The organism is Frankia torreyi (assembly GCF_000948395.1).
Classification (GTDB): domain Bacteria; phylum Actinomycetota; class Actinomycetes; order Frankiales; family Frankiaceae; genus Frankia; species Frankia torreyi.
In genome coordinates, this window is record NZ_JYFN01000025.1 from 84395 (window position 1) to 103732 (window position 19338).

Annotated in this window: 20 protein-coding genes and 3 pseudogenes; 14 read left to right on the plus strand and 9 right to left on the minus strand. The window is 69.9% G+C overall.

Annotated elements, in window-relative coordinates:
• Nucleotides 1–609 precede the first annotated feature (609 nt).
• The 7 genes and pseudogenes from FF36_RS16660 (at nt 610) to FF36_RS16685 (ending at nt 7471) form a co-directional block, all read left to right on the plus strand.
• Entirely contained in the window at nt 610–1323 is a 714-nt protein-coding gene (locus FF36_RS16660; protein ID WP_128423325.1) for a hypothetical protein, read from the plus strand.
• On the plus strand, nt 1320–2225 hold the full coding sequence (locus FF36_RS40885; RefSeq protein ID WP_082121973.1) for a J domain-containing protein: 906 nt from the start codon (nt 1320–1322) through the stop codon (nt 2223–2225). The genes FF36_RS16660 and FF36_RS40885 overlap by 4 nt, the downstream gene beginning before the upstream one ends.
• A 209-nt stretch (nt 2226–2434) precedes the next feature.
• Nucleotides 2435–3976, plus strand: a complete 1542-nt coding sequence (locus FF36_RS16670; RefSeq protein ID WP_044886001.1) for a carboxylesterase/lipase family protein — start codon at nt 2435–2437, stop codon at nt 3974–3976.
• A 190-nt stretch (nt 3977–4166) separates the two neighbouring features.
• Nucleotides 4167–4643, plus strand: coding sequence for a nuclear transport factor 2 family protein (locus tag FF36_RS32905; protein WP_236705885.1), 477 nt, complete (start codon nt 4167–4169; stop codon nt 4641–4643).
• Between the two features lie 512 nt (nt 4644–5155).
• A partial coding sequence (locus FF36_RS16680) for an ATP-binding protein (RefSeq protein ID WP_277912946.1) occupies nt 5156–6226 on the plus strand: 1071 nt, incomplete at its 3' end.
• Between the two features lies 1 nt (nt 6227).
• Nucleotides 6228–6424, plus strand: a pseudogene (locus FF36_RS40030) (AAA family ATPase); the annotation flags it as partial.
• 480 nt (nt 6425–6904) lie between these two features.
• Nucleotides 6905–7471, plus strand: coding sequence for an HhH-GPD-type base excision DNA repair protein (locus FF36_RS16685; protein ID WP_044886003.1), 567 nt, complete (start codon nt 6905–6907; stop codon nt 7469–7471).
• A gap of 74 nt (nt 7472–7545) precedes the next feature.
• Here FF36_RS16685 and FF36_RS16690 read toward each other — a convergent pair whose 3' ends face one another.
• From FF36_RS16690 to FF36_RS40415, 4 genes are all read right to left on the minus strand, one after another.
• Complete coding sequence (locus FF36_RS16690) at nt 7546–7929, minus strand: type II toxin-antitoxin system VapC family toxin (protein WP_044886004.1); 384 nt, start codon at nt 7927–7929, stop codon at nt 7546–7548.
• Nucleotides 7926–8174, minus strand: a complete 249-nt coding sequence (locus FF36_RS16695) for a type II toxin-antitoxin system Phd/YefM family antitoxin (RefSeq protein ID WP_044886005.1) — start codon at nt 8172–8174, stop codon at nt 7926–7928. Before FF36_RS16695 ends, FF36_RS16690 begins: the two co-directional genes overlap by 4 nt.
• Before the next feature lie 427 nt (nt 8175–8601).
• Nucleotides 8602–9789, minus strand: coding sequence for a hypothetical protein (locus FF36_RS16700; protein ID WP_052681173.1), 1188 nt, complete (start codon nt 9787–9789; stop codon nt 8602–8604).
• Between the two features lie 1272 nt (nt 9790–11061).
• Nucleotides 11062–11316 carry a toll/interleukin-1 receptor domain-containing protein gene (locus FF36_RS40415; RefSeq protein ID WP_339325609.1) on the minus strand — a complete coding sequence of 85 codons (255 nt, stop codon included), beginning with the start codon at nt 11314–11316 and terminating at the stop codon, nt 11062–11064.
• Between the two features lie 90 nt (nt 11317–11406).
• Here FF36_RS40415 and FF36_RS16705 point away from each other — a divergent pair, with 90 nt between their 5' ends.
• Nucleotides 11407–12327: an LLM class F420-dependent oxidoreductase gene (locus FF36_RS16705; RefSeq protein WP_044886007.1), complete on the plus strand. Its 921-nt coding sequence runs from the start codon at nt 11407–11409 to the stop codon at nt 12325–12327.
• A 177-nt stretch (nt 12328–12504) separates the two neighbouring features.
• Entirely contained in the window at nt 12505–13281 is a 777-nt protein-coding gene (locus FF36_RS16710) for an SDR family NAD(P)-dependent oxidoreductase (protein ID WP_044886008.1), read from the plus strand.
• A 158-nt stretch (nt 13282–13439) separates the two neighbouring features.
• Here FF36_RS16710 and FF36_RS16715 read toward each other — a convergent pair whose 3' ends face one another.
• A complete protein-coding gene (locus FF36_RS16715; RefSeq protein ID WP_206778460.1) occupies nt 13440–13886 on the minus strand; it encodes a GNAT family N-acetyltransferase in 447 nt (148 codons plus the stop codon).
• A 101-nt stretch (nt 13887–13987) separates the two neighbouring features.
• Nucleotides 13988–14602 (minus strand): TetR/AcrR family transcriptional regulator, encoded by a 615-nt coding sequence (locus FF36_RS16720; protein WP_044886010.1) that lies wholly within the window; start codon nt 14600–14602, stop codon nt 13988–13990.
• A 121-nt stretch (nt 14603–14723) separates the two neighbouring features.
• On the opposite strand from FF36_RS16720, the gene FF36_RS16725 reads away from it, so the two are divergent.
• Nucleotides 14724–15188 carry a cupin domain-containing protein gene (locus FF36_RS16725; RefSeq protein ID WP_044886011.1) on the plus strand — a complete coding sequence of 155 codons (465 nt, stop codon included), beginning with the start codon at nt 14724–14726 and terminating at the stop codon, nt 15186–15188.
• A 105-nt stretch (nt 15189–15293) separates the two neighbouring features.
• Nucleotides 15294–16118 (plus strand): alpha/beta fold hydrolase, encoded by an 825-nt coding sequence (locus FF36_RS16730; RefSeq protein ID WP_044886012.1) that lies wholly within the window; start codon nt 15294–15296, stop codon nt 16116–16118.
• A gap of 15 nt (nt 16119–16133) precedes the next feature.
• On the opposite strand, the gene FF36_RS38205 is transcribed toward FF36_RS16730, so the two are convergent.
• A complete protein-coding gene (locus tag FF36_RS38205; RefSeq protein ID WP_242418779.1) occupies nt 16134–16301 on the minus strand; it encodes a hypothetical protein in 168 nt (55 codons plus the stop codon).
• Between the two features lie 37 nt (nt 16302–16338).
• Here FF36_RS38205 and FF36_RS38210 point away from each other — a divergent pair.
• Nucleotides 16339–16702 (plus strand): MFS transporter (locus FF36_RS38210; protein ID WP_242422565.1); only part of this gene is annotated, 364 nt, incomplete at its 3' end.
• A 1-nt stretch (nt 16703) separates the two neighbouring features.
• Nucleotides 16704–17706: pseudogene (locus FF36_RS38215) on the plus strand (MFS transporter); the annotation flags it as partial.
• Here FF36_RS38215 and FF36_RS16740 read toward each other — a convergent pair.
• The gene (locus FF36_RS16740; protein WP_044886013.1) at nt 17677–18354 is read right to left on the minus strand and encodes an NADPH-dependent F420 reductase; all 678 of its coding nucleotides are present in this window, start codon (nt 18352–18354) and stop codon (nt 17677–17679) included. The pseudogene FF36_RS38215 and the gene FF36_RS16740 sit on opposite strands and share 30 nt — an antisense overlap.
• Nucleotides 18355–18449: 95 nt before the next feature.
• Between FF36_RS16740 and FF36_RS16745 the strand changes: the two genes are divergently transcribed.
• The coding region (locus FF36_RS16745; protein WP_206778461.1) for a winged helix-turn-helix transcriptional regulator at nt 18450–18823 on the plus strand (374 nt) is incomplete at its 3' end.
• Between the two features lie 38 nt (nt 18824–18861).
• Here FF36_RS16745 and FF36_RS35485 read toward each other — a convergent pair.
• Nucleotides 18862–19338, minus strand: a pseudogene (locus tag FF36_RS35485) (hypothetical protein); the annotation flags it as partial.

Consider the following 19338-nt stretch of genomic DNA (forward strand, 5'->3'; position numbering starts at 1 on the left):
TCCGGACGAGCGCGGCGGACGGCCGTGTGCTTGTTGAAATAGGTCGCGGCACTGCCGGGTTCCGGCGCGCAGAAGGCGAAGATCTTCGTTGCACTGCTGGCCGGCAACTCGGTGTCGATCCTCCGGGCTGGGGGAGGCCGCCACTGCGTTCGATGAGGCTGGGAGCTACCTCTCGGTGGCCGACATCGTCGATCAGCACTATCGCGACAAGGTCCGCGGCGACAAAAAGCAGAGGAAGGCCGCCGGTGAGGCCGGAGCCGCATGAGCTGCGGTTCCGTACGACCGGCAGTGACGACCGCAGCGCTCGTCTTTGATCAGGTGTGCTGATCACTTCGGCGGCAACCATATCTCCAAGCGAAGCCGGGCGATGAGAGAAACGCGGGAGACGGCCGGCCATCACGTAGAATTCGCACCAAAGGTGGTCGGCTGACAACACGATGGATGGGTTCGATGATGCCTTCCGAGTGGGAAAATGCCCCTTCCGATTCAGGCCACGGACCCGTGCAGCCGTGGTCACCAGTCGGCTCACCGGGGAACGCCCATCCCGGTCGTGACGTGGTGCTGCGTTCCCCGGCCGGACGTTCCCCGGCCGGACGTTCCCCGGCCGTCGTGGGCCAGGCGCGGACGTCGACCACTTTCCGTGCGGAGGAGCTGCCCTTCTCGTCGGGCGCGAAGCTGCGCGACGAGTGCTGGAGTGAGCTCGATGGCGCGGTGAAGGCCCGCATGGAGGCCCGGACCGGACCGATCTACGCCTGGTGGGCGATCGTGCAGGGCGACGACCAGCGGGTCAAGGGCGTCGCCTTCGGGCCCAGGGGACTCTGCCTCGCCGAACCGGCGATCCGTACGGATCATTCGCCGACCTACCGGCTCAGCTCGTACCTGCTGCGCGAGGGGTCTCTGCGGCGCAAGGCGATCGAGCACCGGCCACCGCCCGGCCCCGGCCGCAGCCGCCCGACTGTCGGCACCACGCCGGGGTTGGAGAATCGCTACCTGCCACCGCCGGATTCCCGCGCGGCGCTGCCGATCAAGATCGGTGCGCCGGCGCGGCGGGCCTTCGGCTACCTTCCCGCGTATGCGCAACACCTGCTGCAGGAGCCCTTCCTGGACGGGCAGGAGATTCTGCGGACCGAGTGGCACTACGAGGGATACGACAACAACGGCTGGCCTTCCGAGCTCGCCAACTACACCTTCGTCCTGGCCGGTCCAGCCCAGGTGACCGTCGCGGCCGGAAGCATGATCGTGCCGGCGGGTCACACGGCCGCGACGGCGCACTGGTCACTGGCCTGCTACCGCGGCGACGTCGTCCAGCGGATCGGACGATGACCCCGCTCGGACGACTGATTCGCGATCTCGGTGACAACAATGCCTACGACATACTCGGGGTGACCAGCACCGCCAGTCAGGCGGAAATCCACCGGCAGTACCGGGCCCGCGCCCGGGAAAACCATCCCGATAATCCGGACAGCAGAGACCGGGATTCGGATCGCCGGATGCGGCTCATCACCCTCGCCTACGAGATCCTGAAAAGATGGCGGGACGGCTATGACGCCCACCTGCGGTCGGTTTCGGCCGCCTCGGTGGCCGGGTCGGCCGGCGGCCCCCGAAAATCTCGCGCGGCATCGACCAGCCAGAACGCCAGGAACCCACGCCGGACCAGCCTGTGGGATCAGCCCTCACCGCAAGGTCCGCCACCTCCGCCACCTCCGCCACCTCCTCCACCACCGCCTCCGCCTCCGCCGCCACCTCCTCCACCACCGCCTCCGCCTCCGCCGCCACCTCCTCCACCACCGCCTCCGCCTCCGCCGCCACCTCCGCCACCTTCGTGGCCGACCGGAGGGTCTTACCCGGGTGCCTACCAGTGGCCGACGAACCGGTACTATCCAACCGGTCACTACGAGTGGCGGAATTATCCGCCCCGGGGGCGCCCTTCGCCTTTTCCCGGCCAGCCGCGAGTGTTTCCCAATTCCGCGATGTCGCCGCCATCGCTGCTGGCAACCGAAATTTACGAGATCATGGTCTTCTTTGCGGTAATCCTGATGCCGCCGGCCGGACTGCTCGCCGTCTGGTATGGCAGAAGATGGAGGAGGGATCTCGCGCGGAACGATCTCCAGGCTGCTCGCCGAGCATGGCAATGGAGCCGGATCTGGGTCGTGATCGGAGTCGTGGTCGGCCTGCTCTGCGCGATGATCATAGTTGGGGCACTTTCCGACCCCTCGTCGTCATAGGCGACTCGGGACGGGCGTCAACCTCCGCCTCGACGGGGGATTGATCCCTACCGTCAACCGCCCGCTCCGGTCAGCTCGCACGCGTGCACCTCTGGCCACCTCCCCGCGTATTGATCGCCGATAAATGGTTGGCGAGGCTTCCGGTCCTGCGTGATGATGCTGCCGCCCGCGGTCACGATCGAGTGCCCGGCGTCCGCGCAGGAGGAACCATGACGACCGCCGTCGCCGGACCGGCGTCTGCCGCGTCCCAGCCCGAGGTCCGCGCGGCGGGCGGGGCGCTGCGCGGCAGCCTGGAGTCGGGCGTGGCGGTCTTTCGTGGCATCCCCTACGCCGAGCCGCCGGTCGGCGGGCTCCGCTTCGCCGCGCCGCGGCCGGCCGCGAGCTGGGACGGAGTGCGGGCGGCCCGGTCCTACGGCCCCCCACCGCCGCAGTCCGAGGTGCTCGGCCGGGACCCGTCATCCCAGGGCGCGGCGGGCGACGACTGGCTGACGGTCAACGTCTGGTCGCCTGAGCCCGGCCCGGCCGCGACGCTTCCGGTGATGGTCTGGATCTACGGCGGTGCGTACGCGATCGGCGCGTCCAGCCGGCCCGAGTTCGACGGCGGTCACCTGGCCCGGGACGGCGGCGTGGTCGTGGTGACCTTCAACTACCGCCTCGGGATGGAGGGCTTCGCCCAGATCGCCGGAGCGCCCCCCAACCGCGGCCTGCTCGACCAGGTCGCCGCCCTGGAATGGGTACGCGACAACATCGCCGCCTTCGGTGGCGACCCGAACGAGATCACGGTGTTCGGCGAGTCCGCCGGCGGCGGATCGGTCGCCGCCCTGCTGGCCATGCCCCGGGCGGCCGGGCTGTTCCGCCGAGCCGTCGCCCAGAGCGTGCCGGGCACCTTCTTCTCGCCGCAGCTCGCCGCCGACATCGCCAGCACCTGCGCCGACGAACTGGGACTGCGTCCCTGCGTCGCGGACCTGGCAGGCGTGGACCCGGCTCTGCTGGCCCTCGCCGGTGACACCGTGGCCGCCACGATGGCCGCCCGGGCGCAGCGCTGGGGCCAGGCCGCACACCGGTCGATCCTGTTCGCGCCCGTCGTCGACGGCGAGGTCCTGCCGGCCACGCCGTGGCAGGCTGTGGCGGCCGGCTCCAGCCGGGAGGTAGACCTTCTCGCCGGCCACACCCGCGACGAACAGCGGTTGTTCACCGCCCTCACCGGCCTGCTCGGCCAGGTGACATCCGATCAGGCGGCGACCGCGCTCCAGGTCTTCGCCCCCGGCCCGGACGGCGCCCGCCGTTACCGTGACGCCTACCCGGACGCGGGCCCCGACGAGTTGTACGAACTGGTGCACTCGGACTGGCTGTTCCGGATGCCCACCCTGCACCTCGCGCAGGCGCAGGTCGCGGGCGGCGGCCAGGTGCACCTCTACGAGTTGACCTGGCCGGCCCCGGGCCTGGGCGGCGCCCTCGGCGCCTGCCACGGCCTCGACGTTCCGCTTGTGTTCGGCACCCTCACCAGCGGCCAGCCTGCCCTGCTGATCGGCGAGCGCCCCACCTCCGAGGCGATGGCGCTGTCGGCGCGGATGCGGGCCGCCTGGACCACGTTCGCCACCCGGGGCGACCCCGGCTGGCCGCCCTACGATCGCGACCGACGCCTCACCCAGGTCTTCGACTCCACCTCGCTCGTCACCGCCTACCCGGAGGAGCGATCCCGGCTGATCTGGCAGGACCACTCCTTTCCGCCCCTCCTCCGTGCGATGTGACGACCGTCCGGCGGGCGTGGTTGGCCGTGAGCGGACCGCCCTGGCTGGCGTTCCTCCGGATGGCCCACCTCCTCCCGGTCGGACCAGCCAAGCTTGCAAGTGGAGTCCAGACTTCGATACCGTTGCGGAGTCGCGACTTTGTTTTGGCGGTTCGATGCTGCCGGCACCTGATCCAGGTGACGTCATTCGCATGGTTGTCGCTGGCGTGGGCCGGCTGATGGCCGACGATCTAGCGTCGGACGAGCGAGAACGTCAGCTCGACGTACTCGCCGGTCTGTATGCGGAACGGACGGATGTGCGGCATCCGCTCGCACCGCTCGGCGATCATCCGTTGCGAACCCGTGCCGAGCTACGGGAGCACTTCGCGGCGGGGGCCGGTGGGGCAGCCGGCATCCGACGGTTCGAGCCGACGAACATCGTCGTGCATCGGACGGCGGACCCCGAGCTGATCGTCGTCGAGTTCACGTACGTCGGGACGGGCGACCGCGGCGAGTTCACACTGCCGTGCGTCTTTGTCGTCCGTGTCCACGACGGGCACATCGTCGAGTCCCGCGACTACGGCGACCACATAGGCCGGGCCCGGGCGTTCGGTCAGCTTGGACTGTTGGCGGGCGCGCTCGCCGACGAAGCCGGTCGCGCACCCGAGGATTCGGGGAGCGCCTGCTGAGCAACAGCCACTCGCTACGGACCGGCGGACCCGGCTCGGTCAAACAGCGATGGCTCGATGCACGCGGCCGCACCAGATTCGCGCACGCAGGTCATCGACCTGAGCGCCGACGACGACCGTGCGGTGTTGCCGGTCTGGGCTGACCGGCAACACCGGCGAACTCATCCCGCGGCCGGTTGCCTGTCGAGGCCGGGTTGGCGGGAGCTACGGTGATGGCGCGGGACTGCATCTGAGCCAGATCGCCGAGGCGGACGAGCTGCTGACCAACGCCCGTTGGCGCTGCTGATCGGGATGGTGCTGGACCAGCCAGTATCGGCAGGCTGGAACAGGACGGGACGGTCCGCACCCATCTGACACGTAGCGCCTGACACGTAGCGCCAGGTTCTGGTCCGCCGCACCGCGTTTGTAACCCCCGCTGCCCTCCGCGGCGGGGCTGCCTGCGAGGTCGGATCGGCAGACCTGCGGGCCTGCTATCGGAAGACTAGAGTATCTGCTGTTGGTAGAGTAGGGATGTGGTCCACTATCGGCGTCGTGTCCTCGACGACACACTGGACCCACTTCAGCCGCATCTTCGCGCTCTGTCGATCCACGGGCCGAAGGCGGTGGGCAAGACCGCGACCGCGATGCGGCGCGCAGAGTCGATCATCGATCTCAGCCTTCCCGGCCAGCGTGAGATCGTGGCCGCCGATCCGACCGTCCTGACCCGGCTGCCGGGGCCGGTCCTGGTCGACGAGTGGCAGCGCCTTCCCGAGGTGTGGGACCACGTGCGGCGCGCGGTCGACGCTGGCTCGCCGGCCGGTCACTTCATCATGGCGGGCAGTTCCGTACCCAGAGGGGCAGTGGTCCACTCGGGCGCAGGGCGTATCGTGCCGTTGCGAATGCGCCCGCTGAGCATGGCCGAGCGGGACGTCGACGAGCCGACTGTGAGCCTCGCCGCGCTCCTCGAAGGAAACGGCGACGTCGGGGGTGCGACCGCCGTGCGGTTGACGGACTACGTCGAGGAGATCACGGCATCGGGCTTTCCCGCTATCCGCAGCCTGCCGCCGCGGGTGCGTCGAGCCGAACTCGATGCGTACCTGGACAATGTCGTTCAACGGGAGTTTCCCGAGCAGGGTTACCCGATCCGGCGCCCGACGGTACTGCGCGCCTGGCTCGCCGCCTATGCTGCCGCCACGTCGACGACGACGGCCTACTCGAAAATTCTGGATGCGGCGACTCCCGGCCTGGGTAACAAGCCAGCGAAGGAGACCACTCTTGCCTATCGTGATGCTCTGTCGTCACTGTGGCTGCTCGACGCGGTCCCGCCGTGGATTCCCAGCCGGAACCATCTCGACCGGCTCGGCCGGTCCGCCAAGCATCATCTGGCGGATCCAGCGCTGGCCGCGCGGCTGCTCGGACTCGACAACTCCGCGCTGCTGCGGGCCGAGCAGGGCAATACCGTCCTGTCGGCGGGGACGATACTCGGGGCCCTGTTCGAGCATCTCGCCGCGCTCAGCATCCATACCTACGCCGAGGCCGCCGAGGCCCGGGTAGGTCACCTACGTACCCAGAACAACGACCATGAGGTCGATCTGATAGTCGAGNGCTCGGACGGCCGCGTGCTGGCGGTCGAGGTGAAGTTGGCCGACCGGGTTGAGGATTCCGACGTCAGGCACCTGACCTGGCTACGCGACCGAATCGGGACAGATCTGATCGACGCCCTCGTCATCTACGCGGGGGAGCACGCCTATCGTCGACGTGATGATGTCGGCGTAGTCCCGCTGGCGCTGTTCGGTCCGTGACCGTCGGCACCGTCGACGGCCGCGAGCGTCGCGATCACATAAGGTGACGAGCCGCAGCGGCGGGACGCGCGTTGTCCGCGGTAGATGCGGATGTCCGATCGAGGTGTTCCGGTGCCCAACCAGCCACGGCTTGCGAGCAGAGGATCGCCGCCGACGGTCTCCGGGTGCGCGAGCCTGTGATGACCGTGCGGAACGTCGCGAACGAGGTCGGCCATCCGTGCAGCAGCAGCGTCGGAGGCGTGGTTCCGGAACGGGCTCGCGGAGAAGGCGCGCCTCGACCCCGTCGACGATCGCGGTGAACTACGTCGGATCTGCTCCAGTGTGTCGTCCGGTGTGGTGATCCGGAACGGTGTCAGCCGTCCCGCGTCCAGGCTCGATGCTCATCCGTCCCGTGCCTCAGTCCGTATTTGTCCGTCCCGGTCCCTTCCAGGTGGCGGGCGCCGTAGCGGTCCGCGTCAGGCGGTCGGCTACCGTAATGCCGTGGGACTGCACCTGAGCCAGATCGACGAGGCGGACGAGCTGCTGACGAACGACCCGTTGGCGCTGCTGATCGGGATGGTGCTGGATCAGCAGATCCCGTTGGAGCGGGCGTTCGCCGCGCCGTACGAGCTGGTAGTGCGGCTGGGACGGCCGCTGGATCCGGCGGAGCTCGCGGAGTTCGATCCGGACGAGCTGGGGGCGATCTTCTCCCGGCAGCCGGCGTTGCATCGTTTCCCGGGCTCGATGGCGAAGCGGGTGCAGTCGCTGTGCCGGCTGCTGCTCGACTCCTACGGTGGTGACGCGGCGGCGGTGTGGACGACGGCGGACGATGGCCGTCAGCTCCTCAGGCAGGTCGCGGCGCTGCCCGGCTTCGGCGAGCAGAAGGCGAAGATTTTCGTCGCCCTGCTCGGCAAGCAGCTCGGCGTGACCCCGCCCGGCTGGCGCGAGGCGTGTGCGCCGTTCGGCGAGGACGGCAGCTACCGCTCCGTCGCAGACATCAGCAGCCCCGAGTCCCGCAGCAAGGTCCGGGACTACAAGAAGGCGATGAAGGTGGCGGCCAAGGCGTAGCCGCCCTGATCGTCGATATCGCGCTATCCCGAGTCACTGGTCTTCGACGTCACGTCCGGAGGGGCAGCCTTTTTCTAGATCGCCACAATCGTGATGAGATCTTCGAGGCCGGCAAGGTCGGCGGCGTTGCGGGTGTAGATGCTGGCCCCGTGGGCGTGCGCCGTCGCCGCGATCAGCAGGTCCATCGTCCGTGCCCGTGGCTGGCGGCCGATTTCGACCACTCGGGCGGCCAGTCGTCCGTAGCTGTCGGCGACGGCGTCGTCTACCGGTAGCGGGTCGAATCGTCGTTGGAGCGCACTGAGCCGGGCGAGTCGGTTCGCGCGGGCCTCGGGGGTCTTAGCGACGAGAATGCCGAACTGGAGTTCGGCGATGCTGATGACGCTGACCGCCAGTTCGCCGGGGATCGGGAGGACATCGGTGGCGACCAGCACGCTGGTGTCGAGGACGCCACGATTCATCGATCTTCCCAGGGGTCCGTCAGGGTGTTGTCGACGAGGTCGCGATCCCCGGACCAGTCGGCGACGGCCGGCAGGGCGAAGACCTCCGCGAAATCGTCCCAACGCCGCCATGCACGCGGGGTCACTGGACCGAGAACGGCTGCCGGCCGACCGGAGACGGTGATCGTCAGTCGCTCGCCGGCCTGGGCCCGCCGCACCAGCTCGCTCGCGTTCTGCCGCACCTCACGCAGCCCTATCTCGTCCATGACCTCATGATAGCACTTGTGCTACCCGCTGCCGCCGGCGGGGACCGCCGGGAGGCAATGAAGATCATTAGATGTCGGGGCCGTCCGTTCCTTGTTTACCGAACTTGCTGGGATTAGCAGATCCCGTTGGAGCGGGCGTTTGCGGCGCCGTATGAGCTGACGAGCTTTTACCCGCGGGGTCGAGAGGTGCATGATGCATGCTTCTGCGGATAGGTCGTGTGTATGAGGTACGCGACTGGTGGTGGGTTGACTGCCGCGGATCGAGAGCACCCCGTTGGGCGCGCCGATCGCGACGGCCGCGAACCCCTCGGAGGCATAGTGGCGTGCGCGGGACACGTTGCCGGGGGCCGTTGTGTGCTGCCCCTCGCCGGCGTCTCAGGAAGGCGGGGCCGGTGGCGGGTAGCCACCGGCCCCGCCGCGGGGCGTGTCAGGCCTGCGGCTGGCGCTGCCAGGCGAACGGGCCGAACGCGTTGGCGCCCGCCGGGTAGTTCGCGCTGGGCTTCACGGTCAGCTTGAGCCATTCGAGCGGGAACGTACTGCCGTGCACGACGATCCGGTGGAAGTTCTCCACGTCGTACCCGGGGTGCGCAGCGGACTCGTTTGCGCAGCTGACCTCGCCGGCAGCGGAGTCGGTGACGCACGGAGCGGTCGGCGAGAGCGGGTTGTCCGATCTGTAGACGTGCGAGTCACCGTTGATCAGCAGAACGGGCTTGCCGAACGCGGTCGTGTGTGACGCGATGCTGGAGACCAGCGGCTCGTAGTTGGTCAGGTGCGCCGCGGTCTTGCCGTCGAGGTCCCACATGTCGGCCTGCGTGGAGATGACGACCGAGGTGTCGCCGTTCTGGCGGGCCTGGGCGAACGCGTGGTCGAGCCAACGCAGGTCGGCACCGGTGCGTTCCGCGGCCTCCCGCGCCTGCGCGGTGCTCATCGTCGGCGCGCCGTACCAGATGTCGGCGTCGTTGTTCGAGCCACCCGGCACATTCAGCGTGACGAACAGCGTGCCCTTCCGCTCGAAGATGACGTTCTCGACGTACTGCGCGTCCGACGGGAACGCCGGGTCGTACTCCTTCGCCTGCGACTGGACGGGCAGCTTGCCGCTGCCGAGGGTCTTCCCGGCCGTGGGGAAGAACAGCGAGCGCAGGAGCGCGAGGTTCGCGACCGGGTCGCCGCCGGCGTAGTCGACCGGCTGGCCGGTGGCCGGGTCGGTCACATACTTGATCTTCCCTGTGGTCGGGTCGTACGTGCCGCCGCCCTCACCCGCCTTGTGGCAGTCGGTCCATTCGTTGTCGCCCGGGGTGTAGACCAGCGGCACCTGGTACTGCTGCCAGAGCTGTGCGATCGACTGGTCGTACTGGGCGGTGCAGTACTGCTTGCCCGAGTGGATGTCCCCGATGTGCATGGCCAGGCCGACGGCCGGGTCCGAGTTGATCGAGTTGATGAACGCCGGAGTGGCGAGGAACTCGGAGTTGTCCGTCGGCGTGGTGCCATACGGCTCGTCGCCGTACACAGCGAGCGTGAGCGCACCCGGATCGGCCGGCGGACTGGCCGCGGCAGGAAGTGCGGTCAACGCCACGAGCACGGCGGCGGCCCCCATGGCGAACAGCGATCTACGCATCTACAGGTAGGTCCCCTCTGTCCGACCCCCGTCGGACCTAGCAGGGGACCGTAGCTGCTGCACAGCACTACGACCTGGCCTTTATGTGTCGCTCGCCTGTACAGCAACACAACCGCCACGTGCCGCGGGCTGACCGGACCACGTCCGGGGAGGGGGATGTATCAGTCCGTTCACTGCGCGTCGACCTCGCCGACGACGGTCGCCATGCCGGGCGAAGTCCGGCATGATCGCTCTACGGCCGGCTCGGACCCCTTCCCAGCCTTCGCTGGTTGGCACTTGCCTGAGTGGACCTCGGAGGTCGCCGGAGATCCAAGGCGCCTCGTTCGTGACCCCGATCCGAGGAGTAGGACGGGGATCGGGCGGAGCTCGGGGCGTTCGACCCGGACGAGCTGGGCGCGAGTTTCTCCCGGCGGCCGGCGTGGCGCTGCCCGGCTGGCACGAGGCGTGTGCCCCCTTCGGCGAGGACGGCCCCTTATCCCTCGTGAAGTATGTGGTAAATTAAGCCGCCATTCGCTCTGTCTGGCGGACAGAGTTCGTTATTTTTGAACCAAAATGTCACGTCTCTTTGCTCGCCGGGATCGCTGGCATATATACGGTATGTAGTCCTGTCGCTTCGACTGGCTTCCTCGTCCCTGGAAAAAATCTGGTATTCGTCCGCGGACTCACCGGCTCCACTGGCGAGGGTACGGGTTCCCGTCGGGGAATATTCGACGCCGGCCTTGCCGGGTTTCCCGCGGACTCCAGGTTTCCCACGGACTCCACTTCTAGGATCTAGGGTGAAGTTGGTGTCGGCGTACCGGGAACCGTTGCTGTCGGCCCTGACGGCGACCTAGGAGAGTTCATGACCAGGATTACCGGAGCGACCAGAGTGATCGCGGCGCCGATAGTTAGAGCAACGCGGTGCGACCGGCAAGAATATTCGCCCGATTTATCCTTGTTCTTGTGGGGCGGTTCGTGAATCGGGTTTACAATCGCGAGATTCGCGCGCGGACGGGCATTGGCGGTCGATCCACCTGTAACGATCTGCAGGCCAGAACACGCATCCGATTACAACGGCGACCGACCGGGGGTCGGGGTTTCCGGCCACGGTCATGTGCCTCGCGGCTGCCCGTGTCCGCGGTGGTTGGTGCCGCAGGGTCCGCGGAAAATCGGGTGGTTCCGTAGAAGGCCGCCGCCCGGTTGGGTGCACGCCACCAAACAGTGCGGCGGCATCGGCGGCGTTCCTGGGAATATGCGGTCCGAGCGGTCTGCCGCCGGGGAAATCGGGTTTGGTCAACGACAGTCCTCGATCCGGACTGGCACCAGGCGGCGTCTGAAACCCTGGGGGTCGGCACGGTAGACGGCCTGCCATTCTACCTTTCCGTGTACAGTCGAGAGAAACGATTCGGAGAGTATGGCGAGTGTGTGAGCGGATCGTTCGACCAGCGACTCGAGTGCGTCCGGGGGAAGCGTCCGTCCGCCGCGCCACGGATCACCTAGCCGGTTGACCAAGGTGGGACTGGCGGCGTCCTCGCCCGCGAGACCCAACCTTCTTCGGTAGCCCCTGGTTCGGCGCCGGCACTGGATTCCACTGAAGTGGTTTCGATAGTTCGGGGTGACGTGGTTAGCGTGGGCGGCATGATCCCGATCGGGCTCGCGCTCGTGCCACCCGGACCCGAGGCGTCGAACGCCATCGATGTGCTGGTCGGCCAGGTCAGAGACGCCGCGGCGGCCGGCATCGGCTCGGTCTGGCTGGGCCAGCAGTACGACCTCGACGCGCTCACCGCCCTCGCCGTGCTGGCCGTCCACGTGCCCGGGATCGGGCTCGGCACCGCCGTCACCGTCACCCACAGCCGACATCCGATCACCATGTCCAGCCAGGCGCAGACCGTTCAGGCGGCCAGTGGTGGTCGGCTCACTCTCGGCCTCGGCGTGCTGCACCGGCGGCCGGTCGCGCGGCGCTTCGGCATCGATCTCGACGGCCCCGCTACGTATATGCGCGAATACCTCTGCGCCCTGCGGCCGCTGCTGCGCGACGGCACGGTCGTCTTCGAGGGAGACATGATCACCGCCGACACCAGCGGTTTCGCCGGTCACGTCGCCGGGAGCACCCCGCCCGTCGTCCTTGTCGCCGCGCTCGGCACGGCCATGCTCCGCGTCGCCGGCGAACTCGCCGACGGAGCCATGACCTGGATGGCCGGGCCCCGGACGATCGAGCACCACATCGTGCCCGCCATCACCGCCGCTGCCGCCGGGGCGCCGCAGGTCGCGGTCAGCCTGCCGGTCTGCGTCACCGACCACCCCGAGGAGGCCCGCCGACGCGCCGCCGCTCACCTCGCCTGCTATGCCGAGCTGCCCTCCTACCGGGCCATGCTCGACCACGAAGGCGCGACCAACCCCGCCGACGTCGCGATCATCGGCGACGAGCGGCACCTCGAAGCGCAGCTCCATCGCCTCGCCGACGCCGGCGCCACCAACTTCATCGCCAACACCACCGGGATCACCACTCCCGCCGAGCGCGATCGCACCCTCCAAGCCCTCGGCGGCCTGGCCGGGTGAGCCCGGTGGTCGTCCTTCGGGCCGACTCGTCTATCGGGCTTGGGCGCCCGGCCGGGATTCGACTCCTGTGCGTCATGACGTGGAACATTCCCGTTCACTCCGACGGGTGAGGCTTACGTCGGCATCGCCAGCCGGATTCGCCGCCGCGGTGGTCTCCCCGAGCTCCCTGGAGGAAGCGTGGTCGCCTCGTCGGTCGTCATCACGGGAGCGGCGTCCGGCATCGGGCGAGCGTGCGTGGAGTTGTTCGCCGCCCGGGGGTTCGGGGTCGTCGCGGTCGACCTGGACGAGGCCGGGCTGTCCGCCCTGATCGGCCGGCCGGCATCGGAGCAGGTCGTGCCGCTCGTCGGGGACGTCTCCCGCGAGGAGACCGGTACGGCCATGGCGCAGCTCGCGCTCGATCGGTTCGGGCGGCTGGACGTCGCGGTCCTTAATGCAGGGATCGGCGGGACCCTGCCGTGGGAGGACGCCGATGCGATCGATCGGCTTGACCGGATCCTTGCCGTCAATGTGCGAGGCGTCGCGATCGGGATACGTTCTGTCGTTCCGGCCATGCGCGCCGGCGGCGGCGGCGCGATCGTCGTGACCGCGTCCAGTGCCGGGCTGCAGGGGGAGCCGGGGAACTGGGCGTACAACGCGTCCAAGGCGGCGGTGATCAACATGGTGCGCGCCGCGGCACTCGATCACGCGGCCCAGCGCATCCGGATCAACGCGGTGGCGCCGGGCCTCAGCGAGACCCCCTTGACGGCGCGGCACCGGACCGAGCCGGAGTCCACGGCGGCGGTAGGCCGGCGGATCCCGATGCAGCGCTGGGGACAGGCGCGTGAGCACGCGGCGGCCATCTGGTTCCTGGCCTCGCCCGAGGCGTCCTACATCACCGGTACGACGCTGGTCGCCGACGGAGGGCTCACCGCCCACCACGGCGCGGCGCCGCTGCCGTCTCACCCACAGCCCTGAGCTGGCCTGGCGTGAGAGTTCGCGCATTTCAGTGGAACGCCGCGTGCACTCGAGGTTGAGGGATCGACGCTCGCTGACGGAGTCGGTCCACGACAGGTGTCCAGGCACTCCAAGCTGCCCGCCCCGGCACGGTTGCAAGTAGGGTAGCCGGCGAAAGTTCAGGGACGTCGCATGAGTCGAATCCTGTACGGCTCGTAACCGAGTCGCCCGAAGAACCGCTGTGCGTCCGTGTTGAAACTTCCCGTGTTGAGTCGCAGCGTATCCAGGGATCGGCTGGCTGCGTGCTGTTCCGCCGTGGTCATCAGGGCGCGGCCGATGCCAGATCTCCGCCTGGCGGGGTGAGTGCAGAGGTGATGGATATGCAGGACGTTGGATGACTGCCGGAAGGCGTCTGCTTCCAGGCGTTGCTCCTCGGCGTACAGGTAGCCAAGTGCCTGGCCATCCTCGTCGGCAAGCAGCACCAGCACGTTCGGTGCGGTCAGCCGCTCCCGGAAGTAGGCGGCGGCGGCGGTTGTGTCAGGCGCACGGAAATCGGTTGGCTGCATACGGACATGCAACTCCTGAACGTCGGCGTTCAACTCGCCGAGAGCGGTCACATCCGCCATCGTCGCGGACCGAATTGTGCGAGTCCCAGTCACCGGGTCATTGTGGATCTCGCGCCCACGGAAGTACATCGATTTATCGGCGCTGACCCTGTCCTGCGCTGTCAGGCGGGCGGGTCGGTGAAGGCGGCTCGGGTGAGGGTGGTGGCCGTACATACCGCGCTGGCGATCGCTTCCTCCGGTGGCAGCCGGCACAGGTCGGTCAGGACGAACAGGGCTTCGGCGCTGACGGTGATTGCCAGGTCGAGCTTCAGGCGGTCCAGCGCGGCGGGGCTGAGGTAGGCCGGACCGGCCGGGTCCTGGAACGGCGCGAGGGCGTGGTCGATCAGGCCGAAACGAAGGCCGGGGCGGTCCCGCGCCCGGAGCGGTGCGGTGATCGTGTGGGAGATCGTCGCCCGCACCGCGCCCTGGTAGGCGAGCACATGGCGCAGGAGGTGCTCGCAGGCGAAGGCGACGCGCTCCCCGGGATCGGTCGACCCGATGATCGGGGCGAGAGCCTGCGCCGGCTCCGGCCACAGTCCGCCCAGGGCCTCCTGGATCAGCGAGACCAGGTCGGGGAAGTAGCGGTAGGCGGTGGCCTCGGAGACCAGGGCGAGCTGCGCGACCTGCGGCATCGTGACCTCGGCTCCCGAGCGGATCAGCTCACGGCATGCCTCCACGATGGCCTTGCGGGTCCTGGCCTTCTGATTCGTCCGGCCGGTGGCGCCTGATACGGCCATCTCACGTCCCCCTCCTCATCATGATGGCGATGTCTCTTCGCGAGAGTACGCTTGCATCAGTGAAGCGAGCTCGCTATCTTCATGCGTGTCAGCTCTCACGAAGAAGTGTGGAGGAGATCCCATGGGCACCAAGGCTTCGATCGTCGGACCCGGGGGTGGAGAGGCCGTGCACCTCGGCCCGGCGACGATGCGCATCCTGGAGGACGGCAGCACCACCGGCCATCGCATCGGCATCGGCGAGATCACCCTCGCCCCGCACACCGACGGCCCGCCCCAACATCGGCACGGCCGGCACGACGAGGGCTTCTACGTCGTCTCCGGGACCGCCCGGTTCACCGTCGGCACCACCACCTACGACGCGCCGGCCGGCACCCTCGCGATGATCCCGCCCGGCGCGCCGCACACCTTCGCCAACCCCGGCGACGAACCACTGGTGCTGCTCAACACCTTCACCCCGGACCTGTATGTGCAGTACTTCCGCGACCTGCGGGAGATGATCGCCCAGACCGGCCCCGCGACGCCCGAGGCGACCGCACAGGTCATGAGTCGGTACGCCACCGAGGTGGCCACCGACTACGCCGACTGATCGGCCCCGCACCCGGCCGCCCCGGCCGCCCCCAGCCGAACCCGCGCGGTGCGCCGCCCCTTCGCGCGGCGCCGCGCGGCACCCGTTCTGTCACGAGGAGATCGCATGCCCACCACCACGGACCTCTCGACGACCGTCCACCAGGTGCCCACGTCATCCGGCCCCGTTCCCGTCACCGTCACCGAGCGCGGGCAGGGCCGGGTCGTCCTGCTGCTGCACGGCGGCGCCGGTCCTGACTCGGTCGCCGGCTTCGCCGACCTGCTCGCCGCCCGCGGGCCGGCCCGGGTCCTGACCCCGAAGCACCCCGGGTTCGGCGGTACTCCCCGGCCCGACGGCATCGACTCCGTCCGCCGGCTCGCCGAGGTCTACCGCGGCCTGCTGGACCTGCTCGACCTCACCGACGTGACCGTCGTGGGGAACTCGATCGGCGGCTGGACCGCCGCGGAACTCGCCCTCGCCGCGCCCGGGCGGGTCGGACGCCTCGTCCTGCTCAACGCGGTCGGCCCGACCAGCGCCGAGCACCCCGTCGCCGACTTCTTCGCCCTGACGCTGGACGAGGTCGTGAACCTCAGCTACGCCGACCCGGACAGGTTCCGGATCAACCTGGCCGCGCTGACCGACGCGCAGAAGTCCGTCGCCGCGGGCAACCGGGCGGCCCTGCAGGCCTACGGCGGCCCGACGATGGCCGACCCGAGCCTGGCCGGACGGCTGGGCGGACTCGCCGTTCCCACGCTCGTGGTCTGGGGCGAGGCGGACCGGATGGCCGTGCCGGCCTACGGCCGGCAGTACGCCGCAGCCATCCCCGGCGCCGCCTTCCACCTGCTGCCCGCAGCCGGACACCTGCCGCATCTCGAGGCCCCCGAGGCGCTGCTGACCCTGCTCGTGCAGTTCGCGCAGTTCGTCGACGGCACGCCGACGGACGGACAGTAGCCGGCGAAGTCCTGATCATCCGACCGACCGGGAGGTCAGCGCCGTGTCCATGCCGATGTCCGCTCGACCACAGGAGATCGCCCGCCCCGCCCCATCGGCGGCGACCTCCTCGACGAGCTCCTCGACGACCTTCTCGAAGGCCGCGATCCTGACGCTCGCCTGCGTGGCCCAGTTCATGGTCATTCTCGACGTGTCCATCGTGAACGTGGCGCTGCCCGCGATGCGGCACGGCCTGGGCCTGAGCGCCGCGGGCCAGCAGTGGATCGTCACCGCCTACACCCTCGGGTTCGCCGGGCTGCTGCTGCTCGGCGGTCGGGTCGCGGACCTCGTCGGCGTCCGGCGTGTCTTCCTGGCGGGTCTGGCGGGGTTCACCCTGGCGTCGCTGGCCGGCGGTCTGGCGACCAGCGGCGCCGTGCTCATCGCCGCCCGGGCGGGCCAGGGAGTCTGCGCCGCGTTCCTCGCCCCGGCCACCCTCACTCTGATCACCACGACGTTCACCGAGCCCACGGCCCGCACCCGGGCCGTGGGCGCCTGGAGCACCGTGACGACCACCGGCGGGGCCGCCGGCGCGGTCCTGGGCGGGGNGCTCACCCAGTACCTGGGCTGGCGCTGGGTCCTGTTCGTCAACGTCCCGGCCGGCGCGGCCGTCCTCGCCGTGGCCGGCGGCCGCATCCCCGCCGCCGACGGGCGCGCGGCGGACGCCCTGCGCCGCCTGGACCTGCCGGGGGCCGCAGCCGTCTTCGCCGCGTTGACGGCGCTGGTCTACGGGGTGGTCAACACCGAGACTCACGGCCTGGCCGACCCCCGGGTCGCCGTTCCCCTCGCCGCCGCGGTGCTGCTGCTCGCCGGGTTCGTCGTGATCGAGTCCACTGCCGCGCAACCCCTGGTCCCCCTGGCGATGCTGCGCCGCCGCACCCTCGCCGGCGGGAACCTCATCATGATCTTCATCGGCGGGGCGCTGTTCCCGATGTGGTTCCTGCTGTCGCTGTACCTGCAGCAGGTCCTGCACCTCGGCGCCGTGCACACCGGGCTGTGCCTCCTTCCCGGCACCCTGGCCCTCATCGTCGGGGCCCGGATCTCCGTGCGCCTGCTCGCGACGCTCGGCCCCCGTCGCCTCCTCGCGACCGGCATGGTGCTGAGCACGGCCGGCTTCGCGTGGCTGTCGCGGGTCGGCGTCAGCGGCGACTACAGCACCGACGTGCTGGCACCGTTCCTGCTGACCGCTCTCGGCCTGGGCCTGGCGATCACCCCGGTCACCGTCACCGCCACCCAGGGGATCGACCGGGCGCACTCCGGCCTGGCCGCCGGCCTGGTCAACACCTCACGGCAGGTCGGCGGCGCGCTCGGCCTCGCCGCGCTGGCCACCCTCGCCGCCCACACCACCGCTGCTGCCCACGCCGTTGCCGTCCCCACCACCGCCGCGCGCCTGCAAACCCACTCCGTAGCCGCCGCCCTCGCCGACGGCTATGCTCACGCACTGCTCGGCGCAGCAGTCGTCACCGCCACCGCGGCCGTTGCCTCGCTCCTGCTTCCCGGCCGTCCGGCCGCATCGCGGCGGTCAGACCACCGAGCCGTCCGGGGACGGTGACTGGGTCGGGACGCGGGGGATGGCGGAGCTGGGGTCGACGCCAGCGAAGGCGAGGCCGATGACGAAGCCTGCGGCCTCCTCAAGCTGACGAGCGCGATCCAGCGGACCCAGCACGGCCGGCGTCCCGCCGACGGCGCGAATGAGCTCCCCGGTGATCCGCAATGCGCCGGCGTCGTCGCCGCAGATCACCACCGTCGCGTGTGCCGGGCCGGCAGCGTCGCCGGGCGGCGGCGCCGTCCACTGCTCGGCGGGGAACAGATGGAACGCCTTCACCACGTGGGAGCCGGGTGCCCAGGCGGCGATCTGGCCGGCGGCGGATGTCCCGGCCCCGGCGAGCAGCACTCCGACGCCATGTTCCACGGCGTTCGTCGGATCGATCAGGGTGGTCCCGGCCAGGGTGCCGGCGGCCGCATCGACGTCGCGCAGCACGTCCGCGACGCCGCTCCACAGCACCGCGAGCAGCACGGCGTCCTGCCCGGTGACCGCCTCCCGCGGAGTGTCGGCGCGTGTCCCGCCGCCCAGGCGTCCGGCGAGCGCCTCCGCCTTCGCCCGCGACCGACCGCCGATCACCAGCTCGTGCCCGGCGCGGACCCAGCCCGTGCCCAGTGCCTCGGCCAGGGCTCCGGTGCCCAGAATCCCGATCCGCATTGGTACCTCCCCATGTCGCCGACCGCTTCGGTGCCCACGGTAGAGATTTCGTTACGCACCGATCGGTGCGTGGGGAACCTGCGACGATGGCGGGAATGAGCAAGGCCGAGGACTCCTGCGTCGAACTGGTCGCGGACTGCCGCCTGCGGGCGACGACCGACCTGTTCGCCCATACCTGGGATCCCGTCGTCCTGATGGCGCTTCGCCCTGGCCCTCGGCGGCGCCGCGAGCTGCGGGCAGCGATCGGTGGCCTGAGCGACAAGGTCCTCACCGAGGCGCTGCGCCGGCTGTGCGCCCACGGTCTGGTGGATCGCCGGGCCTTCGCGCAGGCCCCGCCCCGGGTCGAGTACGCGCTGACCTCGCTGGGGCACAGCCTGGTCGAGGGCCCGATGCAGGCGCTCGGTGACTGGACGCGTGAGCATGGCGACGAACTCCTCGACGCCCAGGAACACGCGGCCGGGCCGCCGCCNTCGGCGCTGCGCCGTCGCTGACGGCGGCCGGGAGCCGTCAGCGGTCTCGGGTCAGGGTGCCGGTCGGGTTGCCGGTGCCGGGGGCCTCGGCGGCGAAGCGGACCGTGCCGTCCGCCTGCAGGAGCAGCGAGATCCGGCCGCCGTGGGAGCACGCGGAGATGCCAAGGATCTTCGGGTCCGAGCCCGTACCGGGGATGTCCTGCAGGGTCAGGCCGCCGGAGACGCTCACGAGCCGCAGATCGGCGGTGCAGCGGATGAGCTGCCCGTCGGGCTGGGTCAGCCCGTCGACGGTGATCTCGGAATGCGCCACGGCCTGCCCGGTCCGCCCCGGGTGCACCGTGACGACGGCGTTCTGCGCCAGGCCCGACGGGGTGGCGATCTCGCCACGCCAGGTGCCAACGTATCCGGCCGGCACCGCCGCGCCCGCGGTCACGGCCGGGCTCGTCGACGGGTTCGTCCCGGTGAGCCGTTCGCCGCCGACCGCCCCCGCCCCCGCCCCCGCCCCCGATGCCGC